Here is a 25816-nt window from a genome sequence, read left to right on the forward strand (position 1 = left end):
CCCTTGCCCTGATCAGGCTGTCTCGATCAGGCCTTGGGTGCCGGGGGCTCAAGGCTCACGTTCTCGGGGGGAGGCGTGGGGTCGGGATCGGCGATCAGCATGTGCTGCAGCACAATCTCAGGGCGCTCACTGTCGCGCCAGCGAATCCGATAGGCGGGCATCTTGGTGCCCCGGCTGGTGGTCTGCTCCACCGGCTCCATCACCCAGCCGCGGCGGGAACGGCCTTGGGGATTGCGCTTGACCACCGCATCGGCGTGCTTGAAGCGGAAACCTACGCGCTCACCACTCATGGGAAAGGGACCATGCCACTGTGCACCATTATCCACCCCGAGGGTGCCCAAGCGCTGAGTCCATGGTCCAGCTTGTCGCTCAGCCCTCAGGACGCAGCAGCGGGAAGGCGATCACATCGCGGATGGAGGGACTGTCCGTGAGCAGCATCACCAGGCGGTCGATGCCGATGCCCAGGCCTCCAGTGGGGGGCATGCCCACTTCCAGGGCCTGCAGAAAGTCCTCATCCACCCCCTGGGCTTCCTCATCACCGGCGGCCCGGCGTGCCTGCTGAGCCTCTAGGCGCCCGCGCTGGTCCACTGGATCGATCAACTCGCTGAAGGCATTGGCCGTTTCCCGACCAACGATGAACAACTCGAAGCGCTCCACCAAGCCAGGCTTGCTGCGGTGCTTGCGGGCGAGCGGAGAGATCTCCTCGGGATAGTCGAGCACGAAGGTGGGCTGGATCAGATTGGCTTCCACGGCATGCTCAAAAGCCTCATTGAGCAGACGGCCCACCGAATCGGCTTTGTCTGGCACCGGCAACCCCTTGGCCGTCATCGCTTCAGCGGCCGCCGCCCGATCCGCGAAAGCCGTGAAGTCGAGGCCGGTGGCTTCCTCCACCAGCTCGTGCATCGTCGCCCGGCGCCAGGGCGGGGTGAGATCGATCTCCGTGCCTTGGTAGGTGAGCCGCGTGCCGCCGCACACCTGCTCGCACACCGAGGCGATCATCGACTCGGTGAGCTCGATCATCCCCAGGTAATCGGCATAGGCCTGATACACCTCCACCGAGGTGAACTCAGGGTTGTGGCGGGTGCTCACCCCCTCGTTGCGGAAGATGCGACCCAGCTCGTAGACCCGCTCAAAACCGCCCACCACCAAGCGTTTGAGGTGCAATTCGGTGGCGATGCGCAGGTAGAGCGGGAGATCCAACGTGTTGTGGTGGGTGATGAACGGACGCGCATCGGCTCCTCCTGCCTCCGACTGCAGCACGGGCGTTTCAATCTCGAGGAACTCGCGCTCATCGAGCCAGCGACGGATCGCACTCACGGTCAGCGCCCGGCGTCGGAACGTCTCGCGCGACTGCGGGGTCACGATCAGATCGAGATAGCGCTGGCGATAGCGCTTCTCCACGTCCGCCAGCCCGTGCCACTTGTCCGGCAGGGGCTGCAGAGACTTGGTGAGCATGGTCCACTCCGCCACTTTCACCGACAACTCCCCCCGGTCGGTGCGGCGCAACGTGCCACGCACGCCGATCAGATCACCGGCATCGACCAGAGACGTAATCTGAGCGAAGGCCTCGCCGAGTGCCGCCTTCTCCAGAAACAGCTGGATCGTGCCGGTTTCATCGGCCAGGGTGAAGAACGCAAGCTTGCCCATCACCCGCCGGGTCATCACCCGCCCGGCCACAGCCACCGCACAATCCCGCTCCTCACCCTTGGGCAGATCGGCATGGTCGCTCTGCAACCGAGCCATCCGGTCGCTGGGGTCAAAGGTGAGGGCGTAGGGCTCCCGGCCCTGGTCGCGCAGGGCTGACACCTTCTCGAGGCGGGTCTCACGCAGATCGGACACGGGACGGATAGCAGTCGGCGCCATCCTGCCGGTCGATGGGACCGATGGGGCGGATCAGCCCGCTGCGGCCACCGGGGCGTTGTCACCCATGCGCTGCGAGGAGTAGCCGATTCCGCGCACCGTGAGGATCAATTCAGGGTTGCGAGGGTCGGGCTCGAGCTTGCCGCGCAGGCGAGCCACGTACACATCCACCACGCGCAGATCGGCAGCACGGCGGGGTGGATACCCCCAGAGCTGCTCAAGGATCTCGGCGCGGGGAACCACCCGTCCAGGTTCACGGAAGAGCAATTCCAGAAGGCTGAATTCGGTGTAGGTGAGGGCGATGCGCTCGCTGCCGCGCGTCACCTGCCGGCGGTTGGTGTCCACCACGAGTTCACCGACCCGCACCACACCTTGTCCGGTGGGCAACTCCCTCGGCTCGGCATTGGCCGAACCGCGTCCCACCCGACGCAGGATGGTGGCGATGCGCGCCTCCAGCTCCTTGGGGCTGAAGGGCTTCGGCAAATAATCATCGGCGCCGAGATCCAAGCCAGCGACCCGCTCAGAAATCGCTTCGAGGGCTGAGAGAAAAATGATCGGCACGCAGGATTCAGCCCGCAGACGGCGGCACACCGCAAAGCCGTCCAGCTTGGGCAACATCACATCGAGCACCACCAGATCGGGGGATTCGCGGCTGAAGACTTCAAGGGCCTGTTCCCCATCTTCAGCACACACCACCCGATAACCGGCGAGCTGGAGACGCATCACCAACACACGACGTACCGCCGGCTCGTCATCAACCACCAACAAGGTTGCCTTCGTGGAAGCCGTTCCAGCGTCCTCGGGCCCCTGGCCAGTTTCAAGCTGGGATGGCCCGCCGGTCATCAAACAGTTAGTGAAGAGATGCAACCCTACCGTTCAACCTGAACGGATTGAGGCCAAACAAGCGTGTCAGAACGAGCCTTTGGTTTGTTTTAAGGATCTCGCAACAACCCCTCAGGGCCAACGGGAGCTGGCATAACGATTCCATTGCTGCTCGGCTTCCAGCAGGGCCTGATCGCTGCTGATCTGACCGAGCATCGCGCGCTGGAGCTGGGTGTAAACAATGCTCTGCAGCCGTTTCACCCCCGGGGTCGACGGCACCAACACCCGGGCGCGATTGAGGATCTTGGCCGACATCAGCAGAGCATCCCGGGTCTGCACCGCGTCAGCGCTGGACGGTTGTTCGGCTTCCAGCTCAGCCCGTATTTGCGCCAGGGCCTGGCGTGAAGAGGGCAGCACCAGTCCCTCCCGAGCGAAGCGCGCCTGGTTGGACCCATTGGTGAGAAACAGGGCCAACTCAACGGCCTCCTGGGCGTGATCGCTCTGGCGCGGCACCGCCAGGGTCATCAGCGCCACATTGGCTGTTCCGTCGGCACCGGTCAGCGGCGGTTGCAGCAGGGTGACCGCCGCCACCCCGGGGGCATTGGTTTGGATGTTGCCAAGGGATTTCGCGCCAGTGGCCAGCAGCGCCAGCTCCCCGCTCTGGTAAAGCTCGATCGCCCGCCCCTGCCCCTGGCTCACCACTTCCCTCGGCAGCAGCCCCTCCCGGTAAAGATCCGTCCAGAACGCGAAGGCCTTGCGGCCAGCCGGGGTGTTGAAGGCCGCCCGCTGACGGTCATCCAGCAGGGTCACACCCATCTGCACCATCGACTCCAACAACTCAGCGGAGTCATCCGGCACCACGGTGACGAACAGTCCATAGCGCCCGGTGCGCTCGCGGATGGCGCGGGCATAGGCGGGAACGTCTTCCCAACGCTCAGGTGCCTGCTCCAGACCGGCCTCGCGCAGCAGGTCGCGGTTCACCAGGCTCAGACGCACCGTGAGATACCAGGGAATCGCGATCTGCCCGGCTTCTGGATCCCGGGCTGCCGTCCAAACCGACGGCAGATAGCGCTCTGCAGCACCATCGGGCAACAGCGGCGTGAGATCCGCGAGCCCTCCCTTGCTGGCCAGGCTGGCGGCAAAGAGGGGATTGAGATTCACCACATCCGGGGCCGTGCGCGCGAACACCGACGCCAGCAGCTTGCGTTCCACCTGTCCCCAGAGCACATCGGTCCAACGCACCGGCACATCAGGGTGATCGCCCTCCCAGGCCTTGATCACCGAATTCATGTACGTGTTGAATTTGGGAGCCAGCGCCAACGTCCAGAGCTGCAGGGTTCCCTCCGGCGGCGCCGGCCGGCCGCATCCCCAGCCGAGGGTCGCCACCCCTGCGAGAGCGAGGCCCACCAGCCATCGCCGCGTTCGCCGTCGTTGCTTGAAAGTCATGCAGGTGCGCGGCGTCGCCAGAGGAGCAGTTGCCAGGATCCGACCATTGGCGCCAACAGTCCAGTGATCAAGGCTTGCGCCAGGGTGGTGTGCAGGGCCCAGGCCTGAAGCATCGGCGCAGACGAAGCCAACACCAGCAGCTGCACCCAGAGGCTCAAACCCAGCACCAAGGTGCCGATCCAAGCGAGCAAGCCAAGGCTGAGACTGCGCTGGATCGGTGCACCGCGTCGGCCGATGCGGCCCCACCACCATCCCATCAGCACCAGCGCAGGCACCTGGCTGACATCACCGAGGCTGAGGCCGTCGAGCACTAAACCGAGCGCCGCCCCCGCAATCCCTCCAGACACCGGACCATCCACAAGGGCCCAGGGCAGCAACCAGAGCATCGCCCAGCTGGGGCCGACCCCATCCAGCGCAAGCCAGGACGGAGCAACCAGTTGGAGCAGAGGCACCAGGAGGGCTGAGGCCACGCAGATCGGTTGACGGTGCAAGCGAGCCATGGGTCAGCGCACCTGCACCTGCACCTGCACCCAGTCGATGGCATCGGGCGGCGCAATCAACTGCACCAGGGCCGTCGGCGCGGGAACGCCGCGGAGATTGACGGTCTGCACCACGGCCACCGGCAGATTGGGAGGAAGCAACGTGCTGGCCGGGGATGTGCTGACCAGATCACCGGGCTGCACCTGCACGTCTTTGTCGAGAAACTGCAGCTGGGGACGGGCTGTGCCCAGACCTGCCAGCAGGCCGTGCTGACGGGTTCGCGGCAACCAGACGCCGATGCGACTGCCCGGTGCCGTCAACAAACGCACCCGACTGGTGGACGGCGTCACACTCTGAACGCGACCGATCAACCCTCCAGGGCCAATCACCGCATCATCCTTGGCAATGCCAGCGAAGGAGCCTTTCCCAAGCTCCAGTTGCTGCCACCAGCCCGATGGCGTGCGCGAAATCACCGCCGCCTGCACCCGATCACCTGCGGAGAGCTGATCGAGCTCAAGCAGGCCGCGCAGGCGCGCATTGTCCTGCTCGAGCAACTCCAATCGGGAGACGTCGTTCTGGCGAACGGCGGACTGCACCCACTCCCGCTGCGCCGACCCCGGCCAGAAGGGCCGGCTGAGCAGAGCAAACGCATCCGCGAACCCGGCGCCTTTGCTCAGGCGCACCAGCCCGAGGACCGCCAGGAGGATGACCCAAGGCCACAGCCGCTGAAAGGAGCGCAGTCGCGACCCCTGGGGCCGCTGGGACAACCCCATGACGATCAGACGGCAGCGGCGGCGCGCACGAATTCAGGGGTATCCAGCACGCGCTGCAGACGCTTGTAATCCTCCAGCACCTGCCCGCAGCCCTTCACCACGCAGAGCAGGGGCTCTTCGGCAATGTGGGTGAAGATGCCGGTTTCATGGCTGATCAGGTCGCTGATGCCGCGCACCAGTGCACCACCGCCGGCCAGCATGATGCCGCGATCCACGATGTCAGCGGCAAGCTCGGGAGGGGTGCGCTCCAGGGTGCGCTTCACCGCTTCCACGATCACATTCAGCGGTTCGGCGATGGCCTCGCGCAGATCACCGGCCTGCAACTGAATAGTGCGGGGCAGACCGGACAACAGATGCAGGCCGCGCACGTCCATCACGGTTTGATCAAACTCGTTGTCGGGGAAGGCCGAGCCGATCCGGATCTTGATCTCTTCAGCGGTGCGTTCACCCACCACCAGGTTGTGCACCTTCTTGAGGTAAACGCCGATGGAATCACTGATCTCATCGCCTGCCACGCGCACCGACTCGCTCAGCACGGTGCCGCCCAGGCTGAGCACAGCCACTTCGGTGGTGCCACCGCCGATGTCCACGATCATGGTGCCAACGGGCTCAGTCACCGGCAGCCCGGCGCCGATCGCGGCCGCCACCGGCTCGTCGATCAGATGCACTTCGCGAGCACCAGCCAGACCCGCCTCGCGAACGGCGCGGCGCTCCACCCCGGTCACTCCGCTGGGAATGCCGACCACCAGCCGAGGGGCCACGATGCCGCGGCCCTCATTGCCCTTTTGGATGAAGGTTTTGAGCATCTGCTCAGCGGCGTCGAAGTCGGCGATCACGCCGTCGCGCAGCGGACGCACGGCCCGAATATTGCCCGGGGTACGCCCAAGCATCAGCTTGGCTTCATCGCCCACGGCAAGGGTGGCACCGCGCTCGAGATCGAGGGCCACTACGGAGGGTTCCTGCAGCACGATGCCCTTGCCTGACACATAAATCAGGGTGTTGGCGGTGCCGAGGTCGATGCCGATGTCGCGGGAGAGTTGGAAGCGACGGAAGAGCACTGGCTGAGACTTGGTTCGGCGAATCATAGAGGCAGTTTTCAAGCCCATCTGTTACATCCGCCGATGAAGGTGGAACTCCTTGAAAGCAGCCACGACAACCGTCAGTTCTGACATCCGTGGCGCATCATTGACCCACTAACAGGAGAGATTCAATGGGAGTCAATTCCGTGACCCTGGTCGGCCGTGCCGGTCGCGACCCCGAAGTCCGTTATTTCGAATCGGGCAGCATGGTCGCCAACCTCACCATCGCTGTGAATCGCCGCAGCCGCGACGATGAGCCCGACTGGTTCAATCTGGAGATCTGGGGCAAGCAGGCCCAGGTGGCCGCCGACTACGTGAAGAAAGGATCCCTTCTGGGGATCATTGGCAGCTTCAAGCTCGATCGCTGGACCGATCGCAACAGCGGCGAGGAGCGCAGCAAACCCGTGGTGCGGGTGGACCGACTCGAGCTGCTCGGCTCCAAGCGTGACAGCGAAGCCGCCGCTGGAGCCTTTGCAGGCGGCGGCAACTTCGGCGGCGGCAGCGCCAGCGATGAAGACGTTCCGTTCTGAGGCTCGGTTCAATCGGCGGCGTTGCGGCGCCGCCAGACCCTGAGGCCAAGCCAGATGCCGCCGGCGATCACCGCAATCACCAGCAGCACCTTGATCAACTTGCTGACCGGATCGATCCAGAGCTCCACGTTGCTGTAGCCCTCGCCCAGCACCATGCCGGCGATGGTGAGCAACAGGGTCCAGATCAAACTGCCGGCCGTGGTCCAGATCAGGAAGGGCGTGAGCGGCATCAACTCAATCCCTGCCGGCACGGAAATCAAGGTGCGGATACCGGGAACCAGGCGTCCCCAGAACACCAGAGCGGTGCCGTAACGGCTGAACCAGCGCCGGCTGCGGGCCAGTTCCTCCGGGCTGATGCCGATCCAGCGGCCGTGGCGCCCGAGCCACTGCTCGATGCGCTCCTCGTTGATCAGCCTGCCGATGCCGTACCAAGGGAGCGCACCGATCACGGTGCCGAAGAGGCCGGCCAGCACCACCGGAATGAATTGCAGCTGGCCCTGCTGCACGTAAAAGCCCCCCAGGGGCATGATCAATTCGGAAGGGATGGGCGGAAACAGGTTCTCAAGGAACATGGCCGCAAAGATCGCTCCATACCCAGCCCAGGGATTGGCGGCAACGGCCTGACCGATCCATTCCGGCAACTGGGTGACGAATTCAGAGAGCCCCATGGAGCTTGCGCACGATCGCGCAAGTCTTCCATGGGGAACGCTGGCTGCTGATCAGAAGGATCAGTAGCGGTAGTGGTCGGGCTTGAAGGGACCCTCCACCGGCACGTTGATGTAATCGGCCTGATCCTTGCTCAGCTCGGTGAGCTTGGCGCCGATGCGATCGAGGTGCAGACGGGCCACCATCTCATCGAGGTGCTTGGGCAGCACATACACCTCTTTGCCGTACTCGTTGCCCTTGGTAAACAGTTCGATCTGAGCCAGCACCTGGTTGGTGAAGGAGTTGCTCATCACGAAGCTGGGGTGACCGGTGGCGCAGCCGAGGTTCACCAGACGGCCTTCGGCCAACAGGATGATCCGGTTGCCGCTGGGCAGGGTGATGTGGTCCACCTGGGGCTTGATGTTCTCCCACTCGTAGTCCTTGAGGGAGGCGACATCGATTTCGTTGTCGAAGTGGCCGATGTTGCAGACGATCGCTTCGTCCTTCATCTTCAGCAGGTGCTCGTTGCGGATCACCTGGTAGTTGCCGGTGGCGGTCACGAAGATGTCCATGTCTTCCACCACGTCTTCCAGACGGACCACGCGGTAGCCCTCCATGGCCGCCTGCAGGGCGCAGATCGGATCCACTTCAGCGATGCACACGGTGGCGCCGAGACCACGCAGGGACTGGGCTGAACCCTTGCCCACATCGCCGTAGCCCATCACCAGAGCCTGCTTGCCAGCCACCATCACATCGGTGGCGCGCTTGATGCTGTCCACCAGCGACTCGCGGCAGCCGTAGAGGTTGTCGAACTTGCTCTTGGTGACCGAGTCGTTCACGTTGATGGCGGGGAAGGGCAGTTCGCCGCTCTTCTGCATCTTGTAGAGACGGGCCACACCCGTGGTGGTCTCCTCGGTCACGCCCTGGATCTGGGCCTTGGTGCGGGAATAGAAAGTGGGGTCCTGGGCCAGCTTCTTCTTGATCGAAGCAAACAGGAACGTCTCTTCCTCATTGCCGGGGTTGTCGAGAACGGTGATGTCCTGCTCGGCCTTGCTGCCCAGCATCACCAGGCCGGTGGCATCGCCGCCGTCATCCAGGATCATGTTGGGTGAGCCACCATCGCCCCACTCGAGGATGCGGTGGGTGTACTCCCAGTACTCCTCCAGGGTCTCGCCCTTCACCGCAAACACGGGGATGTCACGGGCAGCCATGGCGGCAGCCGCGTGATCCTGGGTGGAGAAGATGTTGCAGGACGCCCAGCGCACTTCAGCGCCCAGCTCCACCAGGGTCTCGATCAGACAGGCAGTCTGAATGGTCATGTGCAGGGAGCCGGCGATGCGGGCCCCCTTCAGGGGTTTCTCCGTGCCGTACTTCTCACGCAGGGCCATCAGGCCAGGCATCTCGGTCTCGGCGATGTCGAGCTCCTTGCGGCCGAACTCCGCCTGATTGATGTCCGCGATGACGTAGTCCTGTGCGACCTGAAGGCCGGTCGTAGCCGAGGGTGTTGCCACCATGTTGAAACGCTCCCAGGGGAGAATGTGAACGGGAATCTCTGCGGAGTCTCCGAGGCTTCGGGCTCGCGTGTGGCGCAATCTACCGATCGGACCTGGACCTTGAAGGATCTCGAGGCGACACGCGCCCTCGGGCAGTGGCTGGTCACTGAGACGGCGCGACCCGCTCTGCTGCTGTTGAACGGAGAGCTCGGAGCCGGCAAAACGTCGCTGGTGCAGGGCATGGCCTTGGCCCTCGGCATTGAAGAACCGATCACCAGTCCCACCTTTGCCCTCTCGCAGCACTACCCCCAGGGGCAGCCACCCCTGGTGCATCTCGATCTCTACCGGCTGGAGCTGGCTGCCGCGGCCGACGACCTCTTTCTCCAGGAAGAGGAGGAAGCCCGGAGCCTGGGTGCGCTGCTGGTGGTGGAGTGGCCGGAACGCCTCAGCCTGGCGTTGCCGGAGGCTTGGTCCCTGCAGCTGACGCACCGGCCAGAGGGTGGGCGTCTGGCCGTGCTGAGAGGGCCAAACCTGCCTCCATCCCCAGCAGGCGTGGAGATGTCAAGATCCGAGCTGCCGTGATCAACCCCGCCCGTGGACTGCCTCTGCCTCGGCTTGCTGTGCGCTGATCTGGTGTGCCACCCGGTGCCTTCGCTGCCCGAGCAAGGGCAGCTGATGGAAACCGAACGCATGGAGCTCAGCCTGGGGGGCTGCGCCGCCAACACCGCCTTCGATCTGGCCAGGCTGGGCGTGAGCACCGGGATCAGCGGTTGCGTTGGCGACGACGTGCTCGCCGACTTCATCGTTGCAACCCTGAATGCTGCGGGGGTGGACACCCGCGGGGTGGTGCGCTCGGCGGCCGTGGCCACGGCCTCCACCGCGGTGATCAACGTGCGCGATCAGGACCGGCGCTTCATTTCCTATGCCGGCGCCAACACGGCCATGAGCGCGGCGGCGATTCCGGAGGGGCTGCTGGAGTCGGCCAGCGTGCTTTACATCGGCGGATTTCTAATGCTGGACGGCCTCGAGAGCGACGCCATGCTCCAGCGTCTGGCCCGGGCCAGGGAGGCTGGCACCCGCATCCTTCTGGATGTGGTGCAGGTGGACGATGCCGATGCCATGGAGCGCCTGCAACGGTTTCTTCCGTACACCGATGTTTTTCTCCCCAACAACGACGAAGCCGCTGTGCTCACAGGCGTCAGCGATCCCTGGGAGCAAGCCGACGCCTTTCGCGCCGCCGGCGCCCGCACCGTGGTGATCACGGAGGGAGATCGGGGCGCCCATCTGGTGAACGCACAGATGAAACTGCGCGTCGGCGCTTACGACACCGACTACCAGGGGGGCACCGGCGCCGGCGATGCCTTTGATGCTGGCTTCATCGCCGCCCTGCTCCAGGGGCATGACCTGCCCACTTGCCTGCGCTGGGGAAGCGCCCTCGGCGCCAGCTGCGTGCGCAGCACATCAGCCACCGGCAGCGTGTTCAACCGCGACGAGGCCCTTCAGTTCATGGAACGCCACGCGATCACGGTTGAGCGCTGCTGAGCTGCGCGAACACGGGTTTGAGCGCGGGGTAGAGCTGCTTGTAAACGGCATGACGTTCCTGCAGGCACTCCGCCTCGGGTCCCGGGACCAACGGCGGAGCAACGGTCACCCAGGCTTCACAGGCGTCGCCCACGCTGGCGAACGCGCCTGCACCCACCGCGGCCAGCAGGGCCGCGCCGTAGGCCGTGGCATCCACCGTGGCGGTGAGCGCCACCGGGCAGCCCAAGAGATCGGCGCAGAGCTGGCGCCAGAGCGCGCTGCGCACGCCACCTCCAGACAAATGCACGCAGCGGGGATCCAGACCGGCCTCCCGCAGAAGACCAAAGCAATCGCTCAACCCGTGGGTCACCCCCTCCAGCACAGCCCGGGCGAGATGACGACGGTCATGGCGCTGATCCAGGCCGATGAAACACCCCCTGGCACTGGCATCGGCATGGGGGGTGCGCTCACCGGAGAGATAGGGCAGGAAAAACAGATCCTCGGCACCGGCTGCAATGCCGGCCGCCATGGCCTCAATGTGCTCAAACGCATCGTCATCACGGAGGTCCGGCGTGATTGAACGCCGGAACCAATCGAGGCTGCCCGCACCGCTGAGCATTACCCCCATCAGGAACCAGGTGCCGGGGGCGGCATGGCAGAAGGCATGGAGCCGCCCCTCCTCTGCACTGCGCCAGCGTTGCATCGGTGCAGCCACCACACCACTGGTTCCAAGCACAGCACCAGCTGAGCCCTCCTGCACCAACCCACAGCCGAGAGCGGCCGCCGCCTGATCGCCCGCACCCGCCACCACGGGGGTGCCCGGCCGAAGGCCGATCAATGCTGAGGCCTGCGCTGACACCTGGCCCACCACCGCCGCACTCTCCACGGCCTCAGGCCACCAGGATCTCGGCAGTTGGAGGTCGGCGAGCAGCGCATCCGACCAGCGCCGTTGGGCGCAATCAAACACAGCTGTGCCACTGGCATCAGACACATCGGTGCCCATCGTTCCGGTGAGCCGAAACCGGATCCAGTCCTTGGGGAGCAGCACTGTGGCGATGCGTGCAAAGGCCTCGGGTTCGTGCTCGCGCATCCACAGCAACTTGGGGGCCGTGAACCCGGGTAGCATGCGATTTCCGGTGCAGGCGAGCAGATGCGCCAGTCCGAGGTGCTCTTCCACAGCGCGGCACTGGGGTTCACAGCGCCCGTCATTCCAGAGCTGGGCCGGTCGGATGCATTCGCCCTGGGCATCGAGAGCCACCAGTCCGTGCATCTGTCCGGCGAGACCAACCGCGTCGATCGCGCCGGGATCGCAACGGGCCTCCGCAAGAGCCGCAGCCACGGCCTGGAGGGTGCTGCGCCACCAATCCTCCGGGTCCTGCTCGCTCCATCCCGCCCGCGGCACCAGCGGGCGATGGTCGCCATGCCCCACCGCGCACACCGTCCCAGCGGCATCCACCACCAGCGCCTTTGTGGCACTGGTGCCCAGATCAATGCCCAGAACGGCCATGGCTACACCTGCTCCAGGAATCCCAGCACCCGGGACGGCAGGGGCTGGGGATCAATTCCACCGGCACCAGCGCAGACCAGGGCACCGCAGGCGGCGGCATAGCGCACCACCGCCTGCACCCCTGCTGCATCCAGCGTCTGGGGCTGACCTTCCAGCGGCGCCAGGGACACCAATTGATGCAACAGACCGGCGGTGAAGGCATCACCAGCGCCCGTGGTGTCCACCACCTGAGGCGGGGCCAGCACCGGCATCGCACCGCAGTGACCAGCGATGCACCAGCGCACGGGGTCACCGCCATCGGTGACCACCACATCCGGACGCCGAGGCAGGGCCGCACTGATCTGATCAGGCGTGCTGGTGTGAAACAGCCACTCCGCTTCTTCCCGGGCGAGCTTGAGCAGATCGGCCTGCTGCACCAGGGGCTGCATCAGCGCAAGCGCCTGGGCATCGGGTCCAGCGGCAGGATCGGCGCCAGCATCCCAAAAGGTGGGGCGCCAGTTCACGTCCAACGCCACCCGCACGCCATCGCGCTCGGCCTGCGCCAGCAGCGATCGCAGGGCCGCCGCCGATGGGGCACTGGCCAGCGGGATGGTGCCGATCAGCAGCCAGCGCGCCCGTTCCGCCAACGCTGGCCAATGCGGATCCAGGGCAGCCTGATCCAGGGACTGGTCGGCGAAACCGGCACCACGATCGCCGGCAAAACCTTGAAACACCCGTTCACCACTGGCATCGCGGCGCACCAGCACCACCCGTGTAGGGCGCTCATCGTCGTGCTGCAACCCGCGCAGATCCACGCCGCGATCGTTCAGCAGCTCCAGAAAGCTGTCACCGATCGCATCGCGACCCAAGCGGCCGATGAAGGCCACAGAGGTTCCCAACCGGGCCAGCGCACAGGCCACGTTGGCCGGTGCACCGCCAAGGCGGTCGTCGCATTCACCGGGCGCCGCCGTGGCCGGATCCCCGCCCAGGGGGCCGAGGCGATCCACCAAGGCTTCTCCCACGCAAAGCACTTGCGGAGACGAATTCACCATCAACTGTGCTGCAGATTTCTGCAGGGTGGCCAGGGATCACCACACCGTCAGTTGATTCCTTCACAGGAAACCAATCGCCTGAATCAACGGTGAGACACTTCTCGTTCTTACCGATGCAGTCCGGGCCATGACGACGGAACGGATCCAACCAACGCAACGATTAAGCGGCTTATGGATCCTGATCCAGATACTGATGATTGGTCTCGGGGCGTACTACATCGCGTCCATCGCCAGACCCGGCCGTACTGACGCCGACATCATTGTTGGCACCCTGGCTGGCTTGCACAACCTCACGCTCTTCTTCTGGGATCAAGACCGACTCGCCAACCTCACCGCTCTGCTGATCTCCCCGTTTCGAAACATCGCCACCGCGATCTATGCCTACACCGCGGTGCAAGCGGCTTATTTCTCAGGCCTGGTGTTCATCATTTGCGGCTTGATGCATGCCCGCCGATCCACACGTCTGATCGCTTTCATCGCCACCATGGCAATCCTGGGGCAGTGGATTCCAGAGAAACAACTGTATGTTTTCGCCAAACAAGCCCAGCCCTATGCCGTCTCAACATTGGCTGTACTGGCGGCGTACGTCTTACCACTGAAAATAAAGCAACGTCTGAAGCTCATCGCGGGCCAAATCAGCCTGACATTGACGGCTCTATTGTTAAATCCTTTATCAGGCTTTCTGGCACTAACCCTGCCACTTTCGTCCATCATTCTCTGCCGACGCGAACAACGACGTCGCTCCATCGCGTCAGCAGCAGAATGGCTTGGATTGTTGATTGGCACCATCCTTGCCACGCGATGGATTCAGCAAATCTATCGCCAACGCATGAACGTTGTTGCAACACCCTTGTCGTTGAATCCTGGTCAAATCCCAGACGGATTGGCAGTTGCCTGGGAGCGCCTTCTCAAATCCTATGACGACCAAACTTTCGCACTGATAGCGTTTGGCCTCATGATCATCTACGCGGTGGCTTGCTGGGCCTGGGAGAGCCCCTTGATCAGCCACAGCATGAGTTCCGAAGCAAACACTGATTCAGGAACCATGGTGGGCTGGGCGATCACCCTGAATACCGCTTCTCTCCTGCTTATCGCCGCATCGGTGTGGGTACAGGCCTTTGGATACCCCCTTCGCTACTTCTTCCCGATTTATTTATTAGCGATCACGGCCTGCATAAAAACCACAGGTGATCTAGCAACGGCCGTTCAAAACTGGATCAATCACAATCCCCAATCCCAACGGCTCATGCAGATCGCCCTCGGCGCCCTGGGCAGCGCTGCACTGATCACAGGCTTGAGTCTGCAGGCCCGCCCAATCGCGCCACCACTGATGGCCTACACAGAAATCCGACGTGTTCAGCCGGTGTTCGACTATCTCGAACAAAACGAGCTGCAATCGTCAGCGATCGGCGGAAATTTTGGCCTCAGCTGGGCTCTCTATGCCTACTCCCTTGAACAGAACAGACCAATCCCAACCGTTTCGGGGCGCTCCACATTCGACCCCGCGTCGCGGGCTCAACATCAAGCCTTCGCCAACCAGATCCTGAGTGGGCAACCAGCCGATTTCTACTGTCTCAGGCGTCGCAACAACGACCCCAACGAGTGCAGGGACTGGGTGCAACAAAAACTCAATGTTCACTCCCCCAGCAATCTCAACTGGACAGTTAGCGAATCCACCGTGACCACGATTCCCAATGAGGGCAAACGGCCCACAACGATTCTGAAGTTCCGCAGTGAGCCTCAGCCAAAACCCGACGCCCTCACCCAAGACTCTTGAGCAGGGCCTCGATGATGCGGGCATTGGCCGCCGGGAAGGGAAAGTTGCCGAGCTCCTCGGGCTTCACCCAGCGCACCTGCTGACTGGCCAGGGGCTGGGGTTCACCCGACAGCCAGCGGCAGAGGTGCACGATGAAGCGCAACTTCTTGTGGCTGTAAGCGTGGTCGACGGTGATCAGCTCCTGATCCACGGCCACGTCAATCGCCAGCTCCTCCTGGAGCTCCCGGGCAATGGTGTCGGTGATGGCTTCGCCAGGCTCCTGCTTCCCCCCCGGGAATTCCCAGAGCCCACCGAGCAGACCCTCGTTGAGGCGCTGATCAATCAGCACCTCGCCCGCCTGATTGAGCACCACACCCACACCGATCACGGAGAACGGAAGGCTGCGGGGTGCATCGGTCACGGGATAGGCCTCGGGGGTGCCGGCAGCGTAAGCAGCGCAGTGGTCACGCCAGGGGCACCTCGGGCAACTGGGATTGCGGGGCGTGCAAAGCGTGGCCCCCAGATCCATCAGCGCCTGGTTGCAATCGCGCGCGCGACCAGGTGCGGCCGCGATCAACGCCTCGCTCCACAGCCAGAACTGCGCCTGAGCCCGCATCGGCGGCGTGGGATGGGCCTGGAGCCGAGCGAGCACGCGCCGCACGTTGCCATCCAGAATCGCCAAAGGACTGTTGAAGGCCGACGAGAGGATGCCTCCAGCGGTGCTGCGGCCAATTCCCGGCAAGGCCAACCAAGGTTCAAGATCGCTCGGCCAACCCCTGGGTTCGGCGCCACCCGCCCCCATCGCCATCAGCACTCCAGCGGCCACCTTCAAGCGCCTCGCCCGGGAGTAATACCCCAGCCCCTGCCAACTCAGGAGCACAGCCTGTTCCTCCGCTTCGGCCAGATCTTCGAACCGAGGAAAGCGTTCCATCCAGCGCGTCCAGTAAGGAAGCACCACCTGAAGCTGGGTCTGTTGCAGCATCACCTCAGCAATCCAGATGCCATAGGGAGACAACACCTCATCAGGCCGTGGCCAGGTTTGATCCGCCGTCACCATCCAGGGTTTCTGCTGCGGATCCCGGCGGCCATGGGCCTGCCACCAAGAGAGCAGAGCGCGTGCATATGGATCCATCAGAACCAACCCGGAGCCGCCATCACCACGCCGAGGTAGGTGCCGATGGCGTACCCCAGAAGCCCAAGGGCCACCCCGGGCACGGCGAGATCATCCCGTTCGAGGCTGGTGGCCAAGGCCAGGGCCGTGCTCGGACCACCGATCGCCGCTTGGGACGCCACCAGCATCTCGGCCATCGGCACTCGGCAGCGCGCCAGCGCCAGCACCACCACAGCGTGCGTGCCCACCACGATGGCGGCGTAGACAAGAATCCAGAGGCCCTCGCTGAACACACCGGCCAGGGGGGTGCTCAACCCCACCACCACAAAAAACGGTTGGATCAAGAACTGGCCAAGCCCTGGACAGGATCGGCGCGTCCTCGGCCCTGGCAACTGCGCTGCCAACACAGCCACCGTGGTGAGCACGAGGATGAACGGCACGCCGACCCCGATCCACACCAGTCCCTGGCTGAGTCCATGGCTCAGCCCAACAGCGGCCAAACCCCAGAGCATCGCCAACAGCCAGTCACGCCCTGCTGGCTGGGCCTGTGTGGTTGGCGGCGAGAGTGCCAACGGCGGCGGCGTAGGCAGCGACGTCTTCAGGCGATCCCTGCGGCCAAGGCCCATGCTCAGCGCGAACCAGAGCGTGAACACAATCTGATCAGCGGCTGTGGCCAAGGCCAGCAACGCATCCGGCGGATTCAAAATCCGCCCCACCGCCACAAGGTTGAGGCTGCCACCGGAAAACGTGGCGGTGTAAAGGCCCATGAGCACGGAGCGCTGATCGCCGAGGGGTTGCGCCAGTGCAACGGCACCCACCACCACGCCCACCACGGTGGCCAGCACAACAACGCCAAAGAGGAGCAACAGCGGCCGGGCCCGCAGCAACAAAGTTTTCAGCCTGATCGCGAGCAGCAGCTCAGCGATCGCCAACGACGTCAGTGGACCGCTGATCCAACCCGAAACCCGCGCGTCCGGCTGCCAGCCGAGGCCATTGCGGACCGCCACACCGAGCAGGAGCACCAGCATGGTGACGCCCAGCCTCTGACCCCAAATCCATCGGCGCGACAACCACCAACCCAGGGCCGTCAGCCCGGCGATGCCAATCCAAGACAGAAGCAATGCATTGACCTGGGTCATGACTCACGCGGCTCAGTCCCGATGTCAACGTGACAGCGCACCATCAACGACGCCATCACCTTGCCACCAACCCAGGCCCGAACAACACTCCCTCTCCTGGGGAACCTGCTCGAGTGGTACGACTTCGCCATTTACGGATATCTCGCGCAAGCTTTAGGCGACGCCTTTTTTCCCTCCAAGTCCAATTCGGCAGCTCTGTTGAGCTCCTTCGCTGTGTTTGCGGTGGGATTTCTGATGCGACCCATCGGAAGCCTGGTGCTTGGCCCACTGGCGGATCTTTATGGACGCCGGCGGATGCTTCTGCTCAGCCTGACGCTCATGGGAGGGAGCAGTCTGCTGATCGGCCTCCTGCCGACGCGATTGCAGTGGGGGGAAACAGCGACGGTGTTGCTTGTGCTGCTGCGCATGGTGCAGGGGTTTTCAGTTGGAGGGGAATACACGGGCAGCATTGCCTTCACTGCCGAACTGACATCCGCGAGTCGCCGCGGCCTGATGTGCAGCTTCACGAGCAGCGGCGCCCAAATCGGAATTGCACTGGCCTCGCTGGTTGTAGCTGGCTGCAGCGCACTGCTTGGAGAACAGGCGTTGATGTAATGGGGCTGGAGGCTGCCGTTCCTGATGGGCAGCTCTTTACTGGTCCTGAGCTTCTGGATGCAGCATCGGCTCCCAGAAACCCTGGAGCTCCCGGCCCACACTGAAACCGCCATCCAGGCGCGCGACTGGGTTCAGGCATTGAGCTCTCAGCTTCAGAACCTTGCCAAGCACCGTCGCCTTCTGGTTCAGGTGATGGCCTGGTCTGCACCAGCAATGTGGTGTACTACCTGTTGTACGTGTTTCTTGTGATCCATAGCAGCCAGTCGCCAGCCGACGGCGTGGCAGCACGAACGATCACAAGCGCAGTCCAGCTGATCGGTCTTGGAATCACGACGCTCTCTGGGTGGCTGGTGGATCGCTACGGGATCATCCGGATCAACGGCCTAGGCACCGCGGCCATGGTGGCCACCTCCCTGCCGGCCCTCGCCATCGGCTTGCAGGGTTCGCCGCTCTCGCTGCTCATCGCACTGAGCCTGGCGACTCCGGCACTGATGGTGATCCTGGGCAGCCAAGGGTTATTGGGGGTGACCATCGCACCGCAGGAGCAACGCTGCGGAGTCTTTTCAGTCGCATACTCCACATCCGTGGCGCTTTGCGGAGGAACAGCACCGTTGATCGCCACCTGGATGGTGGATCAAAACATTCCCGATGGAGTGATTGCTCTGTACCCCCTTCCCTTTGCGGCAGCAACCTGCTGGGCGCTCTGGCAAGCAAAGGGACGAAACCCATGTGTCTTCTGAGCCATCTCAGCAGGAGGGCTCAACCCGATGGGAACTGGTGTCGCGGCGGAACAAGCCACCGAGGTAATGGCGCACCACGGCACGGTCCTTACAACCCTGCTGAAACAGGAAGCCAGCAATGGCGGACTGCACCAGCCGGTACTGGTCCCACTGGGGGTGCTCCTCGATGAACACCCCCATGGCGCGATGCAAATCCTCGGGCATCTGGTTTTCCACACTCACGTGGACCGGCATCGCATCAGGCGTCTCGTGCAACTCAGGCTTTGGCTGTCAACCCAACCATCACGCCACAGCGCCTGCAGTGATGTCAAAAAGCCGGAACGATTCCGCCCTAACTCCCCCGTCCTTCGAGAAGCCCTGCAAACACTGACTCGAGAAACCCAGACTGTGTCAAGGATCACAGCACCTAGCCATCCCCCGTCCCACCGTCAAGAGGAAAGAGGCTTTTCCCCGTCCAGCCGAGCAAGGCCGCATCAGGCCGACGATCCGTACCAACAAGCCTGTGGAAAAGCTGTGAAAAACGTGGTGTTTGGCGTGGAGTCGCCGTTTGTTCACTGCTGCTGATCAATCCAGCGCAACCGACGAGCAAGTCCCATCACCCAGCGCCTGCTGAAGCTTCAACACAACCCCCGACGGCCCAGCCAAAAACCAGTAGGTTCCGCTCAGAGCGATCTCCTCACTGTGCAGCGAACCCTGGCGCTGACCCTCACGGCTGCAACGTTGCTCGCTGGGTGTGGCAAGCCCAAGCCTCAGGCGCCAAAGCTGCTCAGTGTGAAAACCGCACGCATCGCCGAAGCCAACTTCCAGCCCAGCATCGAAGCGATCAGCGTGCTGGAGTCCACAACCACGGTGTCGCTGCGACCTGAAACCGATGGTCGCGTAGTGAAGGTGCTGGCCAGCGACGGTGAGCGCGTGAAGGCCGGGCAACCGATCCTCGTGCTCGACAACGTGCAGCAAAGTGCGGCGCTCGATTCAGCCAAGGCGCAGGCCCGCACCGACAAGCTCAACGCCGAGCGCTACGAGTTTCTTTATCAAAATGGCGCTGCTTCCGCCAAGCAACGCGATCAGTACGTCACCCAGGCGATCGCATCCCGCGACCAGGCCCTCGCCGATGCCGCCACCCTCGGCTACAAATACGTGCGTTCACCGATCGATGGCGTGGTCGGCGACCTCGACAGCGTGAAGCTCGGGGATTACGTGCAAACCGGCCAGGCGATCACTGGCATCGTGAACAACTCCACTCTCTGGACGCTGATGCAGATCCCGGCGACCCAGTCGGGTGCGGTGAAGATCGGCCAAACGGTGAAAGTGTCCTCGCAGACCGACCCGCCGATCACCGGCGAAGGAACGGTGAGCTTTATCTCTCCCTATTTCGGCATCAGTGGTAGCTCCGGCTCTCCCAATGCCTTGATGGTGAAAGCCACCTTTCCCAATCTCACCAACGAACTGAAGACCGGTCAGTTTGTGAAGAGCCAGATCATTGTGGGAAACAAACAATCTCTGGCTGTGCCGGTGCAGGCCGTGTTCATGCAGGCGCAGCAACCCTTCGTGTACGTCACGGTTCCGGTGAGCAAAGCGCTGCCAAAGATCAAAGCCTCCGCATCCGTGCCGGAGAAGCAGAAGAAAAAACTGGAGAGCCTTCCTCCCAGCACTCAAATCGTGGTGCAACGAGCAGTGGAACTGGGTGAATTGCAGAACAATTTCTATCCCTTGAAATCAGGTCTGAACAAGGGCGACACCGTGGTTGTGAGCAAAACAGCCTTGCTCAGCAATGGCATTCCTGTGAAGAGCGTGAACTGACCGTCCCATGGCCTTCTCCGACAACTTCATCAAGCGGCCGGTTCTCACCACGGTTTGCAGCATCTTGATCGTGCTGATGGGACTGATCGCGATCCCGACGCTGCCGATCGCCAATCTTCCCAACATCGCCCCGCCCCTGATCCAGGTCACCGCCAACTACAGCGGCGCCAATTCCCTGGTCACCGAGCAGGCCGTGACCAATCCGCTCGAGCAGCAGATCAACGGTGCACCGGGTGCTTCTTACATCTACTCCACCAGCAACATGGAGGGGCAGAGCATCATTTCGGTCTACTTCGACGAGACCACCGACATCGACATCGACCAGGTGAACGTGCAGAACCGCGTGTCCCTGGCGATGCCCCAGCTTCCCAGCCAGGTATCAGACACGGGTGTCTCCGTACAGCAGTCGACCCCCTCCATCCTGCTGGCCTACGAGGTGTCCTCAACCGAAGGACAATTCGACTCGGCCTATCTCAACGGCCTGGTGTACCAACAGCTCTATTACCCTCTGGAACGGGTACCGGGCGTCGCCAACGTGAACATCCTCGGGGGTACCACTCCCGCCTACTGGCTGTTCATCGACCCCGACAAACTGGCCGCCAACAATCTCACCGCCAACCAGGTGGTGGATGCGGTGAAGGCTCAGAACACAACAGCGATCGGCGGCCTTGTGGGGGGCCCGCCTGCAGCCGGTGATCAGGCCTACACCTACCCATTGCTGGTGCAGGACAACGGCAATCTTCTCAGCCTGGAAGACTTTGAGAATCTGATCATCAGCCGCACCGAGACAGGCAATCTTCTGCTGCTCAAAGATGTGGGCGAGGTGCAATACGGCTTCAACAACTACTCATCCGCGTCCGTGGATCGCAACAGCCACGATGCGGTGTCTGTGGCGGTGTTTCAGACCCCGGAAAGCAATGCCCTCGATGTGGCGGATGCGGTGGTGAAACAGATGGACGCCTTTGCAGCCACGGCTCCACCTGGGGTGACCGTGTCGCAGGTGTACAACATCGGCCAATTCATCGAATCGTCCGTGGAGGGCGTGGTGGATGCCCTCGGCCTGGCGATCGTGCTGGTGCTGCTGATCCTCTTCCTCTTTCTGCAGAACTGGCGCGCCACGGTGGTGCCCAGCCTGGCGATCCCCATTTCCCTGGTGGGCACCTTCGCCTTCATCAAGATGTTCGGTTTTTCCATCAACCAGCTCACCCTGCTGGGCCTCGTGCTGGCCACCGGTTTGGTGGTGGACGACGCCATCGTGGTGATTGAAGCGGTGTCGAAGAACATCGAATCGGGCATGAAGCCGCGGCAGGCTGCTCTGGCCTGCATGGGAGAGCTGTTCGGCGCCCTTGTGGCCACGGCCCTGGTGCTGATGGCGGTGTTTGTTCCGGTGGCGTTCTATCCCGGAAGCATCGGCATCATTTATCAGCAGTTCGCGCTCACGATCGCCTTCTCGATCGCGATCTCCGCGTTCAACGCGCTCACGTTCTCGCCCATGTTGTCGGGCCTGATCCTCAAACCGGGACAGACCGCACCACCGAAAGGCTGGATCTGGCCAGTGGCCGGCGTGATTGTTGGTCTGGCCTTCGGGCGTTTCAGCGCAGCAGCCTTCGGCAACTGGACCTACGTGCTCGGCGTGGTGGTGGGCGGCTTGGCAGGGGCGAATCTCGCTTTGATCTTCCGGGTATTTAACGCCAACTTCGCCCGGCTGCAAAACAATTATTCCCGGCTGATTCGCACGCTGATCCAGGCCAGACGTTGGGTGATGGTGACCCTGGCTGGCGGCATCGTGCTCACGCTGCTGGCCTTCACGGCCCTGCCCTCCGCCTTCATCCCCGATGAAGACCAGGGATACCTGGCGGGCTTTTTCCAGTTGCAGAACGGTGCGTCGCTGAGCGAAACCCAACGGGTGTCAAAGGAGATCGCAGCGATCGTGAACGAGGAGGGCGATGTTCTCAACACCAGTGTGATCAGTGGTTACGGCTTCAACGGCTCCAGCCCCGACCAGGGCACGATCTTGATCGGTCTGAAACCCCTGCGTGAGCGGCCGGGCGCGGCCAACAGTTCCTTTGCCATCGCCGATCGGCTCAACGCCAAACTCTCAGCCTTGAGCAGCGCTTTGGCCGTTGTGGGCCAGCCGCCGGCCGTTCCGGGGTTCTCCGCCCAGGGTGGCTTCTACTTCCAGTTCAACGATCTCACCGGCAACTACAGCTTCAACCAGCTCGATGAGCAGGCGCAGACACTGATCAAGGCTGGAAAGGCGAGTGGTGACTTCTCGAACCTCTACACCCAGTTCATCCCCAGTGCTCCGGCCTTCGGACTCAAGGTGGATCGCGCCGTGATGGGAGCGCTGAATGTGGATTACGAGGATGCGATGAGCACCATTGCCGTGCTGGCGGGTGGCTCCTACACGGGCCTCACCTATGAGGACGGCCAGGTGCGCAATGTGTACGTGCAGGCCAATGCCGAACAGCGCGAAGACGTTGAAAACATCCTCAGCTACTACGTGAAAAACCGCGATGGCGACCTGATCCAGGTGTCGCAGTTCGCGTCATCGGAACTGTCGAGCGCGCCGCCGATCATCAGCCATTACAACCTCTACCGCACGGTGCTGATCCAGGGCGCCCAGGCGGTGGGCAAGAGCTCCGGGCAGGCCCTGAGTTCAATCCAGGCGCTGTTCAAGAAGGAGAACTTCAACAACATTGGCTATGCCTTCACCGGCCTTGCCGCCCTGCAACTCTCCGCCGGCAGCGCCAGCGTGCTCGTGTTCGGCTTCGGCATTCTGATTGTGTATCTGGTGCTGTCGGCCCAGTACGAGAGCTACGTCACCCCGGTGATCATTTTGATGACCGTGCCCCTGGCGATGCTTGGGGCCCTCGCCTTCCTGGCGATCCGCTCGATCGACCTCAACATCTACGCCCAGGTGGGTCTGGTGACCCTGATTGGCCTGGCAGCCAAAAACGGCATCCTGATTGTGGAAGTGGCGGAGCAACACCTCGCCGAAGGCATGAGTGCCAGCGATGCGGTGATCGCCTCCGCCGAATCCAGACTGCGGCCGATTCTGATGACGGCGATCGCAGCCCTGGCGGGCTTCCTGCCGCTGGTGGTGGCCAACGGCGCCGGTGCCCAAAGCCAGCAATCGCTGGGCACGGTGATCTTCGGCGGACTGGTGGTCGCCACCGTGCTCTCCCTCGGCGTGGTGCCGCCCTTCTACGTGGTGATCAAAGGACTGGAAGAACGCCTCTTCGGCAGAAAGCCAACGGGCGGCGACGAGGATGGATCCCTTGCCAATGCCAGCTGAACCCGAACACTGGACCTGGGAGCAGCCCGATGGACGCGGTCTCGACGTGGTCTGGCGCCAGCAGGGCCAGGACCCAGAGAGCAGCGACTCGCCGGCGGTGGTGCTGGTGCATGGCTTCGGCGCCAGCAGCGGCCACTGGCGCTACACCATGCCGTCGCTGGCCACACAAACCCCCACCTTCGCCCTGGATCTGATCGGCTTCGGCGGCAGCAGCCAGCCCAAGGCCGTGCTTCCCAGTGATCCCGATGCCCAGCGCCCGACACCGAGCGATGAAGCGCTGGTGTATGGCTTTGATCTCTGGGCTGCGCAGGTGGAAGCCTTCTGCCGGCAGATCGTGCAGCGGCCGGTGCTGCTGGTGGGCAATTCCATCGGCGGGGTGGTGGTGCTGCGCGCAGCCCAACAGCTGGGGGCGCACTGCCAGGGCGTGGTGCTGATCGACTGCGCCCAGCGCCTGATGGATGACAAGCAGCTGGCCAGCCAACCGGCCTGGATGGCCTGGATCCGGCCGTTGCTGAAAACCCTGGTGAGCCAACGCTGGCTGAGCACGGCCCTGTTCCGCAACGCCGCCAGGCCCCGGGTGATCCGCAGCGTGCTCGGCCAGGCCTACCCCAGCGGCGCCAATGTGGACGACGCACTGGTTGACCTGCTGTACCAGCCAACGCAGCGACCCGGCGCCGCCGAAGCCTTTCGGGGCTTCATCAACCTGTTTGATGACCATCTGGCTCCGGAGCTGCTGGCAACCCTGGAGCAGCCGGTGCACCTGATCTGGGGCGAACGGGATCCCTGGGAGCCGGTGGCGGAAGCCCAGGATTGGGCTGAGCGCTTCGCCTGCATCCAGTCGCTCACAGTGCTGCCCCGGGTGGGGCACTGCCCCCACGACGAAGCACCGGAAGCAGTGAACGCCCGCTTGCTGGAGATTCTCAAAGCACAGGCAGCATGACCAACACCAGCACACAGGCCCGCCTGGATCAACTGGCCAGCCAATGGAACGAAGCGGAGATCCCCCGGCCCTCGCTCGACCGTTGGCTCACCCAGTTTGAAGCCGACGACCAGAGCATCGCCCTGCGGCTGCTGGAATGCATCGAGATGCACAGCTGGGCCAGGCTGCTGCGGGAATGCCGGCTGCTGCACCAACGGCTCTGCCGAGACCTGGCCGGCGATGGCTTTGATGTGACCAGCTTCCGAGACATCGACATCACGCGCGCCTTCGTGTGCAAAAGCGGTGATCTGATTGCCTACGCCTACCGCAAGGCCAACCGCTTGCCAGTGACCTGCTTTCGCAGCATGGACGCCCTGCTAGCCAATCCGCCGGCAAACCAGGACCGTCGGGCCCTGGTGGTGCTGGATGACTACATCGGCACCGGATCGCAGTTTCTATTTCATTTCCTGGCCCGGCAACCGGCCCATCTCCAGCTGCTGCAGCGCTACGCCAAGGTGCGGCTGGGGGCGATCGTGGTGCACGACGATGCCCGGCAGAAATGGAAATTGCTGCAACACCGCTGCTTCCGCGATGTGATGGCACTGGAGGAGCAAGAGCTGGCCTGCATCGATTTCTCCGGCGAACGGGAGCGTCTGATTGCCGCCCTAAGCCAGCTCAACTGGAGCGACTGCGGCTTGCTGGCCGCCCAAAAAGACTTTCCCGTGACGGCCCATCCGGGCCTCAGCCCCGAAGAACGACTGGCTCTGCAGCACTTTCTGAGAAAGCAGCAACAAAAGGAAGGATCGGGCACTACCGAATTTCTATTGGGCCATCACTCGTTTTTCTATGGGGCCCCCAATGCCCTTGCGCGGGTGCTGCTCCCCCTGTTCAAACGGGTGGAAGACTTCACCGCCTACGACAGCAGCACATTGGTTGGATTGCCCGCAGCGATCATCGATTACGACATCGACAATCCGCAGGCTGTCTCCTATCTCAGGTGAGTGTCTGATGCGCGATCAGCAGGCGACGTAGGCCTCCACCTGATCGCTGAGGCGACGCAGACCGGCAAGACCATCACGCTCCAGGTTGCGAACCCGATCGCGGCTGATGCCGATCACGCGGCCGATCCCTGTGAGGCTCATCGGGTCCTCACCGTCCATCCCGTAACGCATCCGCAGCACACGCTCCTGCAATTCCGGCAGCTGGCCCAGCAGATCGCGCAGATCACCCTTCAGGCACTCCCCTTCCACCTGCTCACTGGGCAGCTCGCCA

General features: G+C 63.2%; 25 protein-coding genes. 10 read left to right on the top strand and 15 right to left on the bottom strand.

Annotated features, from left to right (window positions below):
- Window positions 1–26: 26 nt before the first annotated feature.
- From KQ296_RS03215 to KQ296_RS03245, 7 genes are all read right to left on the bottom strand, one after another.
- Window positions 27–290 carry a hypothetical protein gene (locus KQ296_RS03215; RefSeq protein WP_006042532.1) on the bottom strand — a complete coding sequence of 88 codons (264 nt, stop codon included), beginning with the start codon at window positions 288–290 and terminating at the stop codon, window positions 27–29.
- Window positions 291–369: 79 nt separating this feature from the next.
- Window positions 370–1839, bottom strand: coding sequence for a lysine--tRNA ligase (gene lysS, locus KQ296_RS03220; protein ID WP_011932111.1), 1470 nt, complete (start codon window positions 1837–1839; stop codon window positions 370–372).
- Window positions 1840–1893: 54 nt separating this feature from the next.
- Window positions 1894–2703, bottom strand: coding sequence for a response regulator transcription factor RpaB (gene rpaB, locus KQ296_RS03225; protein ID WP_011932110.1), 810 nt, complete (start codon window positions 2701–2703; stop codon window positions 1894–1896).
- Between the two features lie 111 nt (window positions 2704–2814).
- Entirely contained in the window at window positions 2815–4128 is a 1314-nt protein-coding gene (locus KQ296_RS03230; RefSeq protein WP_011932109.1) for a sugar ABC transporter substrate-binding protein, read from the bottom strand.
- Window positions 4125–4628 carry a hypothetical protein gene (locus KQ296_RS03235; protein WP_041428327.1) on the bottom strand — a complete coding sequence of 168 codons (504 nt, stop codon included), beginning with the start codon at window positions 4626–4628 and terminating at the stop codon, window positions 4125–4127. The genes KQ296_RS03230 and KQ296_RS03235 overlap by 4 nt, the downstream gene beginning before the upstream one ends.
- 3 nt (window positions 4629–4631) lie before the next feature.
- Window positions 4632–5381, bottom strand: a complete 750-nt coding sequence (gene mreC, locus KQ296_RS03240; protein WP_011932107.1) for a rod shape-determining protein MreC — start codon at window positions 5379–5381, stop codon at window positions 4632–4634.
- Window positions 5382–5386: 5 nt separating this feature from the next.
- Window positions 5387–6439, bottom strand: a complete 1053-nt coding sequence (locus tag KQ296_RS03245) for a rod shape-determining protein (RefSeq protein WP_011932106.1) — start codon at window positions 6437–6439, stop codon at window positions 5387–5389.
- 152 nt (window positions 6440–6591) lie between these two features.
- On the opposite strand from KQ296_RS03245, the gene KQ296_RS03250 reads away from it, so the two are divergent.
- The gene (locus tag KQ296_RS03250) at window positions 6592–6990 is read left to right on the top strand and encodes a single-stranded DNA-binding protein (protein WP_011932105.1); all 399 of its coding nucleotides are present in this window, start codon (window positions 6592–6594) and stop codon (window positions 6988–6990) included.
- 8 nt (window positions 6991–6998) lie between these two features.
- Here the strand turns inward: KQ296_RS03250 and KQ296_RS03255 are convergent, their stop codons facing one another.
- Window positions 6999–7658: a DedA family protein gene (locus KQ296_RS03255; RefSeq protein WP_011932104.1), complete on the bottom strand. Its 660-nt coding sequence runs from the start codon at window positions 7656–7658 to the stop codon at window positions 6999–7001.
- Window positions 7659–7718: 60 nt separating this feature from the next.
- Complete coding sequence (gene ahcY, locus KQ296_RS03260; protein WP_011932103.1) at window positions 7719–9149, bottom strand: adenosylhomocysteinase; 1431 nt, start codon at window positions 9147–9149, stop codon at window positions 7719–7721.
- A gap of 24 nt (window positions 9150–9173) precedes the next feature.
- Between ahcY and tsaE the strand changes: the two genes are divergently transcribed.
- Both tsaE and KQ296_RS03270 read left to right on the top strand, forming a co-directional pair.
- On the top strand, window positions 9174–9710 hold the full coding sequence (gene tsaE, locus KQ296_RS03265) for a tRNA (adenosine(37)-N6)-threonylcarbamoyltransferase complex ATPase subunit type 1 TsaE (protein ID WP_050815869.1): 537 nt from the start codon (window positions 9174–9176) through the stop codon (window positions 9708–9710).
- Between the two features lie 12 nt (window positions 9711–9722).
- Window positions 9723–10670 (top strand): carbohydrate kinase family protein, encoded by a 948-nt coding sequence (locus KQ296_RS03270; protein WP_011932101.1) that lies wholly within the window; start codon window positions 9723–9725, stop codon window positions 10668–10670.
- On the opposite strand, the gene xylB is transcribed toward KQ296_RS03270, so the two are convergent.
- Window positions 10651–12156, bottom strand: coding sequence for a xylulokinase (gene xylB / locus KQ296_RS03275; RefSeq protein ID WP_011932100.1), 1506 nt, complete (start codon window positions 12154–12156; stop codon window positions 10651–10653). The genes KQ296_RS03270 and xylB overlap by 20 nt on opposite strands.
- 2 nt (window positions 12157–12158) lie before the next feature.
- Complete coding sequence (locus tag KQ296_RS03280; protein WP_011932099.1) at window positions 12159–13187, bottom strand: carbohydrate kinase; 1029 nt, start codon at window positions 13185–13187, stop codon at window positions 12159–12161.
- A gap of 193 nt (window positions 13188–13380) precedes the next feature.
- Between KQ296_RS03280 and KQ296_RS03285 the strand changes: the two genes are divergently transcribed.
- The gene (locus tag KQ296_RS03285) at window positions 13381–14964 is read left to right on the top strand and encodes a hypothetical protein (protein WP_011932098.1); all 1584 of its coding nucleotides are present in this window, start codon (window positions 13381–13383) and stop codon (window positions 14962–14964) included.
- Here the strand turns inward: KQ296_RS03285 and mutT are convergent.
- Window positions 14948–16075: an 8-oxo-dGTP diphosphatase MutT gene (gene mutT / locus KQ296_RS03290; protein WP_011932097.1), complete on the bottom strand. Its 1128-nt coding sequence runs from the start codon at window positions 16073–16075 to the stop codon at window positions 14948–14950. The genes KQ296_RS03285 and mutT overlap by 17 nt on opposite strands.
- Window positions 16075–17193, bottom strand: coding sequence for a DUF819 family protein (locus KQ296_RS03295; RefSeq protein ID WP_011932096.1), 1119 nt, complete (start codon window positions 17191–17193; stop codon window positions 16075–16077). The genes mutT and KQ296_RS03295 overlap by 1 nt, the downstream gene beginning before the upstream one ends.
- 60 nt (window positions 17194–17253) lie before the next feature.
- On the opposite strand from KQ296_RS03295, the gene KQ296_RS03300 reads away from it, so the two are divergent.
- Window positions 17254–17787, top strand: coding sequence for an MFS transporter (locus KQ296_RS03300; protein WP_011932095.1), 534 nt, complete (start codon window positions 17254–17256; stop codon window positions 17785–17787).
- A gap of 215 nt (window positions 17788–18002) precedes the next feature.
- Entirely contained in the window at window positions 18003–18527 is a 525-nt protein-coding gene (locus tag KQ296_RS03305; RefSeq protein ID WP_011932094.1) for a hypothetical protein, read from the top strand.
- Window positions 18528–18533: 6 nt separating this feature from the next.
- On the opposite strand, the gene KQ296_RS03310 is transcribed toward KQ296_RS03305, so the two are convergent.
- Window positions 18534–18761 (bottom strand): DUF2811 domain-containing protein, encoded by a 228-nt coding sequence (locus KQ296_RS03310; RefSeq protein ID WP_011932093.1) that lies wholly within the window; start codon window positions 18759–18761, stop codon window positions 18534–18536.
- A 447-nt stretch (window positions 18762–19208) separates the two neighbouring features.
- On the opposite strand from KQ296_RS03310, the gene KQ296_RS03315 reads away from it, so the two are divergent.
- Genes KQ296_RS03315 through KQ296_RS03330 form a run of 4 tightly spaced genes read left to right on the top strand, consistent with a single transcriptional unit; the run spans window position 19209 to window position 25545 of the window.
- Window positions 19209–20327 (top strand): efflux RND transporter periplasmic adaptor subunit, encoded by a 1119-nt coding sequence (locus tag KQ296_RS03315; protein WP_011932091.1) that lies wholly within the window; start codon window positions 19209–19211, stop codon window positions 20325–20327.
- A 7-nt stretch (window positions 20328–20334) separates the two neighbouring features.
- Window positions 20335–23625 carry an efflux RND transporter permease subunit gene (locus tag KQ296_RS03320; RefSeq protein WP_011932090.1) on the top strand — a complete coding sequence of 1097 codons (3291 nt, stop codon included), beginning with the start codon at window positions 20335–20337 and terminating at the stop codon, window positions 23623–23625.
- Entirely contained in the window at window positions 23615–24565 is a 951-nt protein-coding gene (locus tag KQ296_RS03325) for an alpha/beta fold hydrolase (RefSeq protein ID WP_011932089.1), read from the top strand. Before KQ296_RS03320 ends, KQ296_RS03325 begins: the two co-directional genes overlap by 11 nt.
- Entirely contained in the window at window positions 24562–25545 is a 984-nt protein-coding gene (locus KQ296_RS03330) for a hypothetical protein (RefSeq protein ID WP_011932088.1), read from the top strand. The genes KQ296_RS03325 and KQ296_RS03330 overlap by 4 nt, the downstream gene beginning before the upstream one ends.
- A 15-nt stretch (window positions 25546–25560) precedes the next feature.
- Here the strand turns inward: KQ296_RS03330 and KQ296_RS03335 are convergent.
- The coding region (locus KQ296_RS03335) for a sigma factor-like helix-turn-helix DNA-binding protein (protein WP_311133853.1) at window positions 25561–25816 on the bottom strand (256 nt) is incomplete at its 5' end.

The organism is Synechococcus sp. CS-197, from assembly GCF_025128215.1.
Taxonomy (GTDB): Bacteria; Cyanobacteriota; Cyanobacteriia; order PCC-6307; family Cyanobiaceae; genus Synechococcus_C.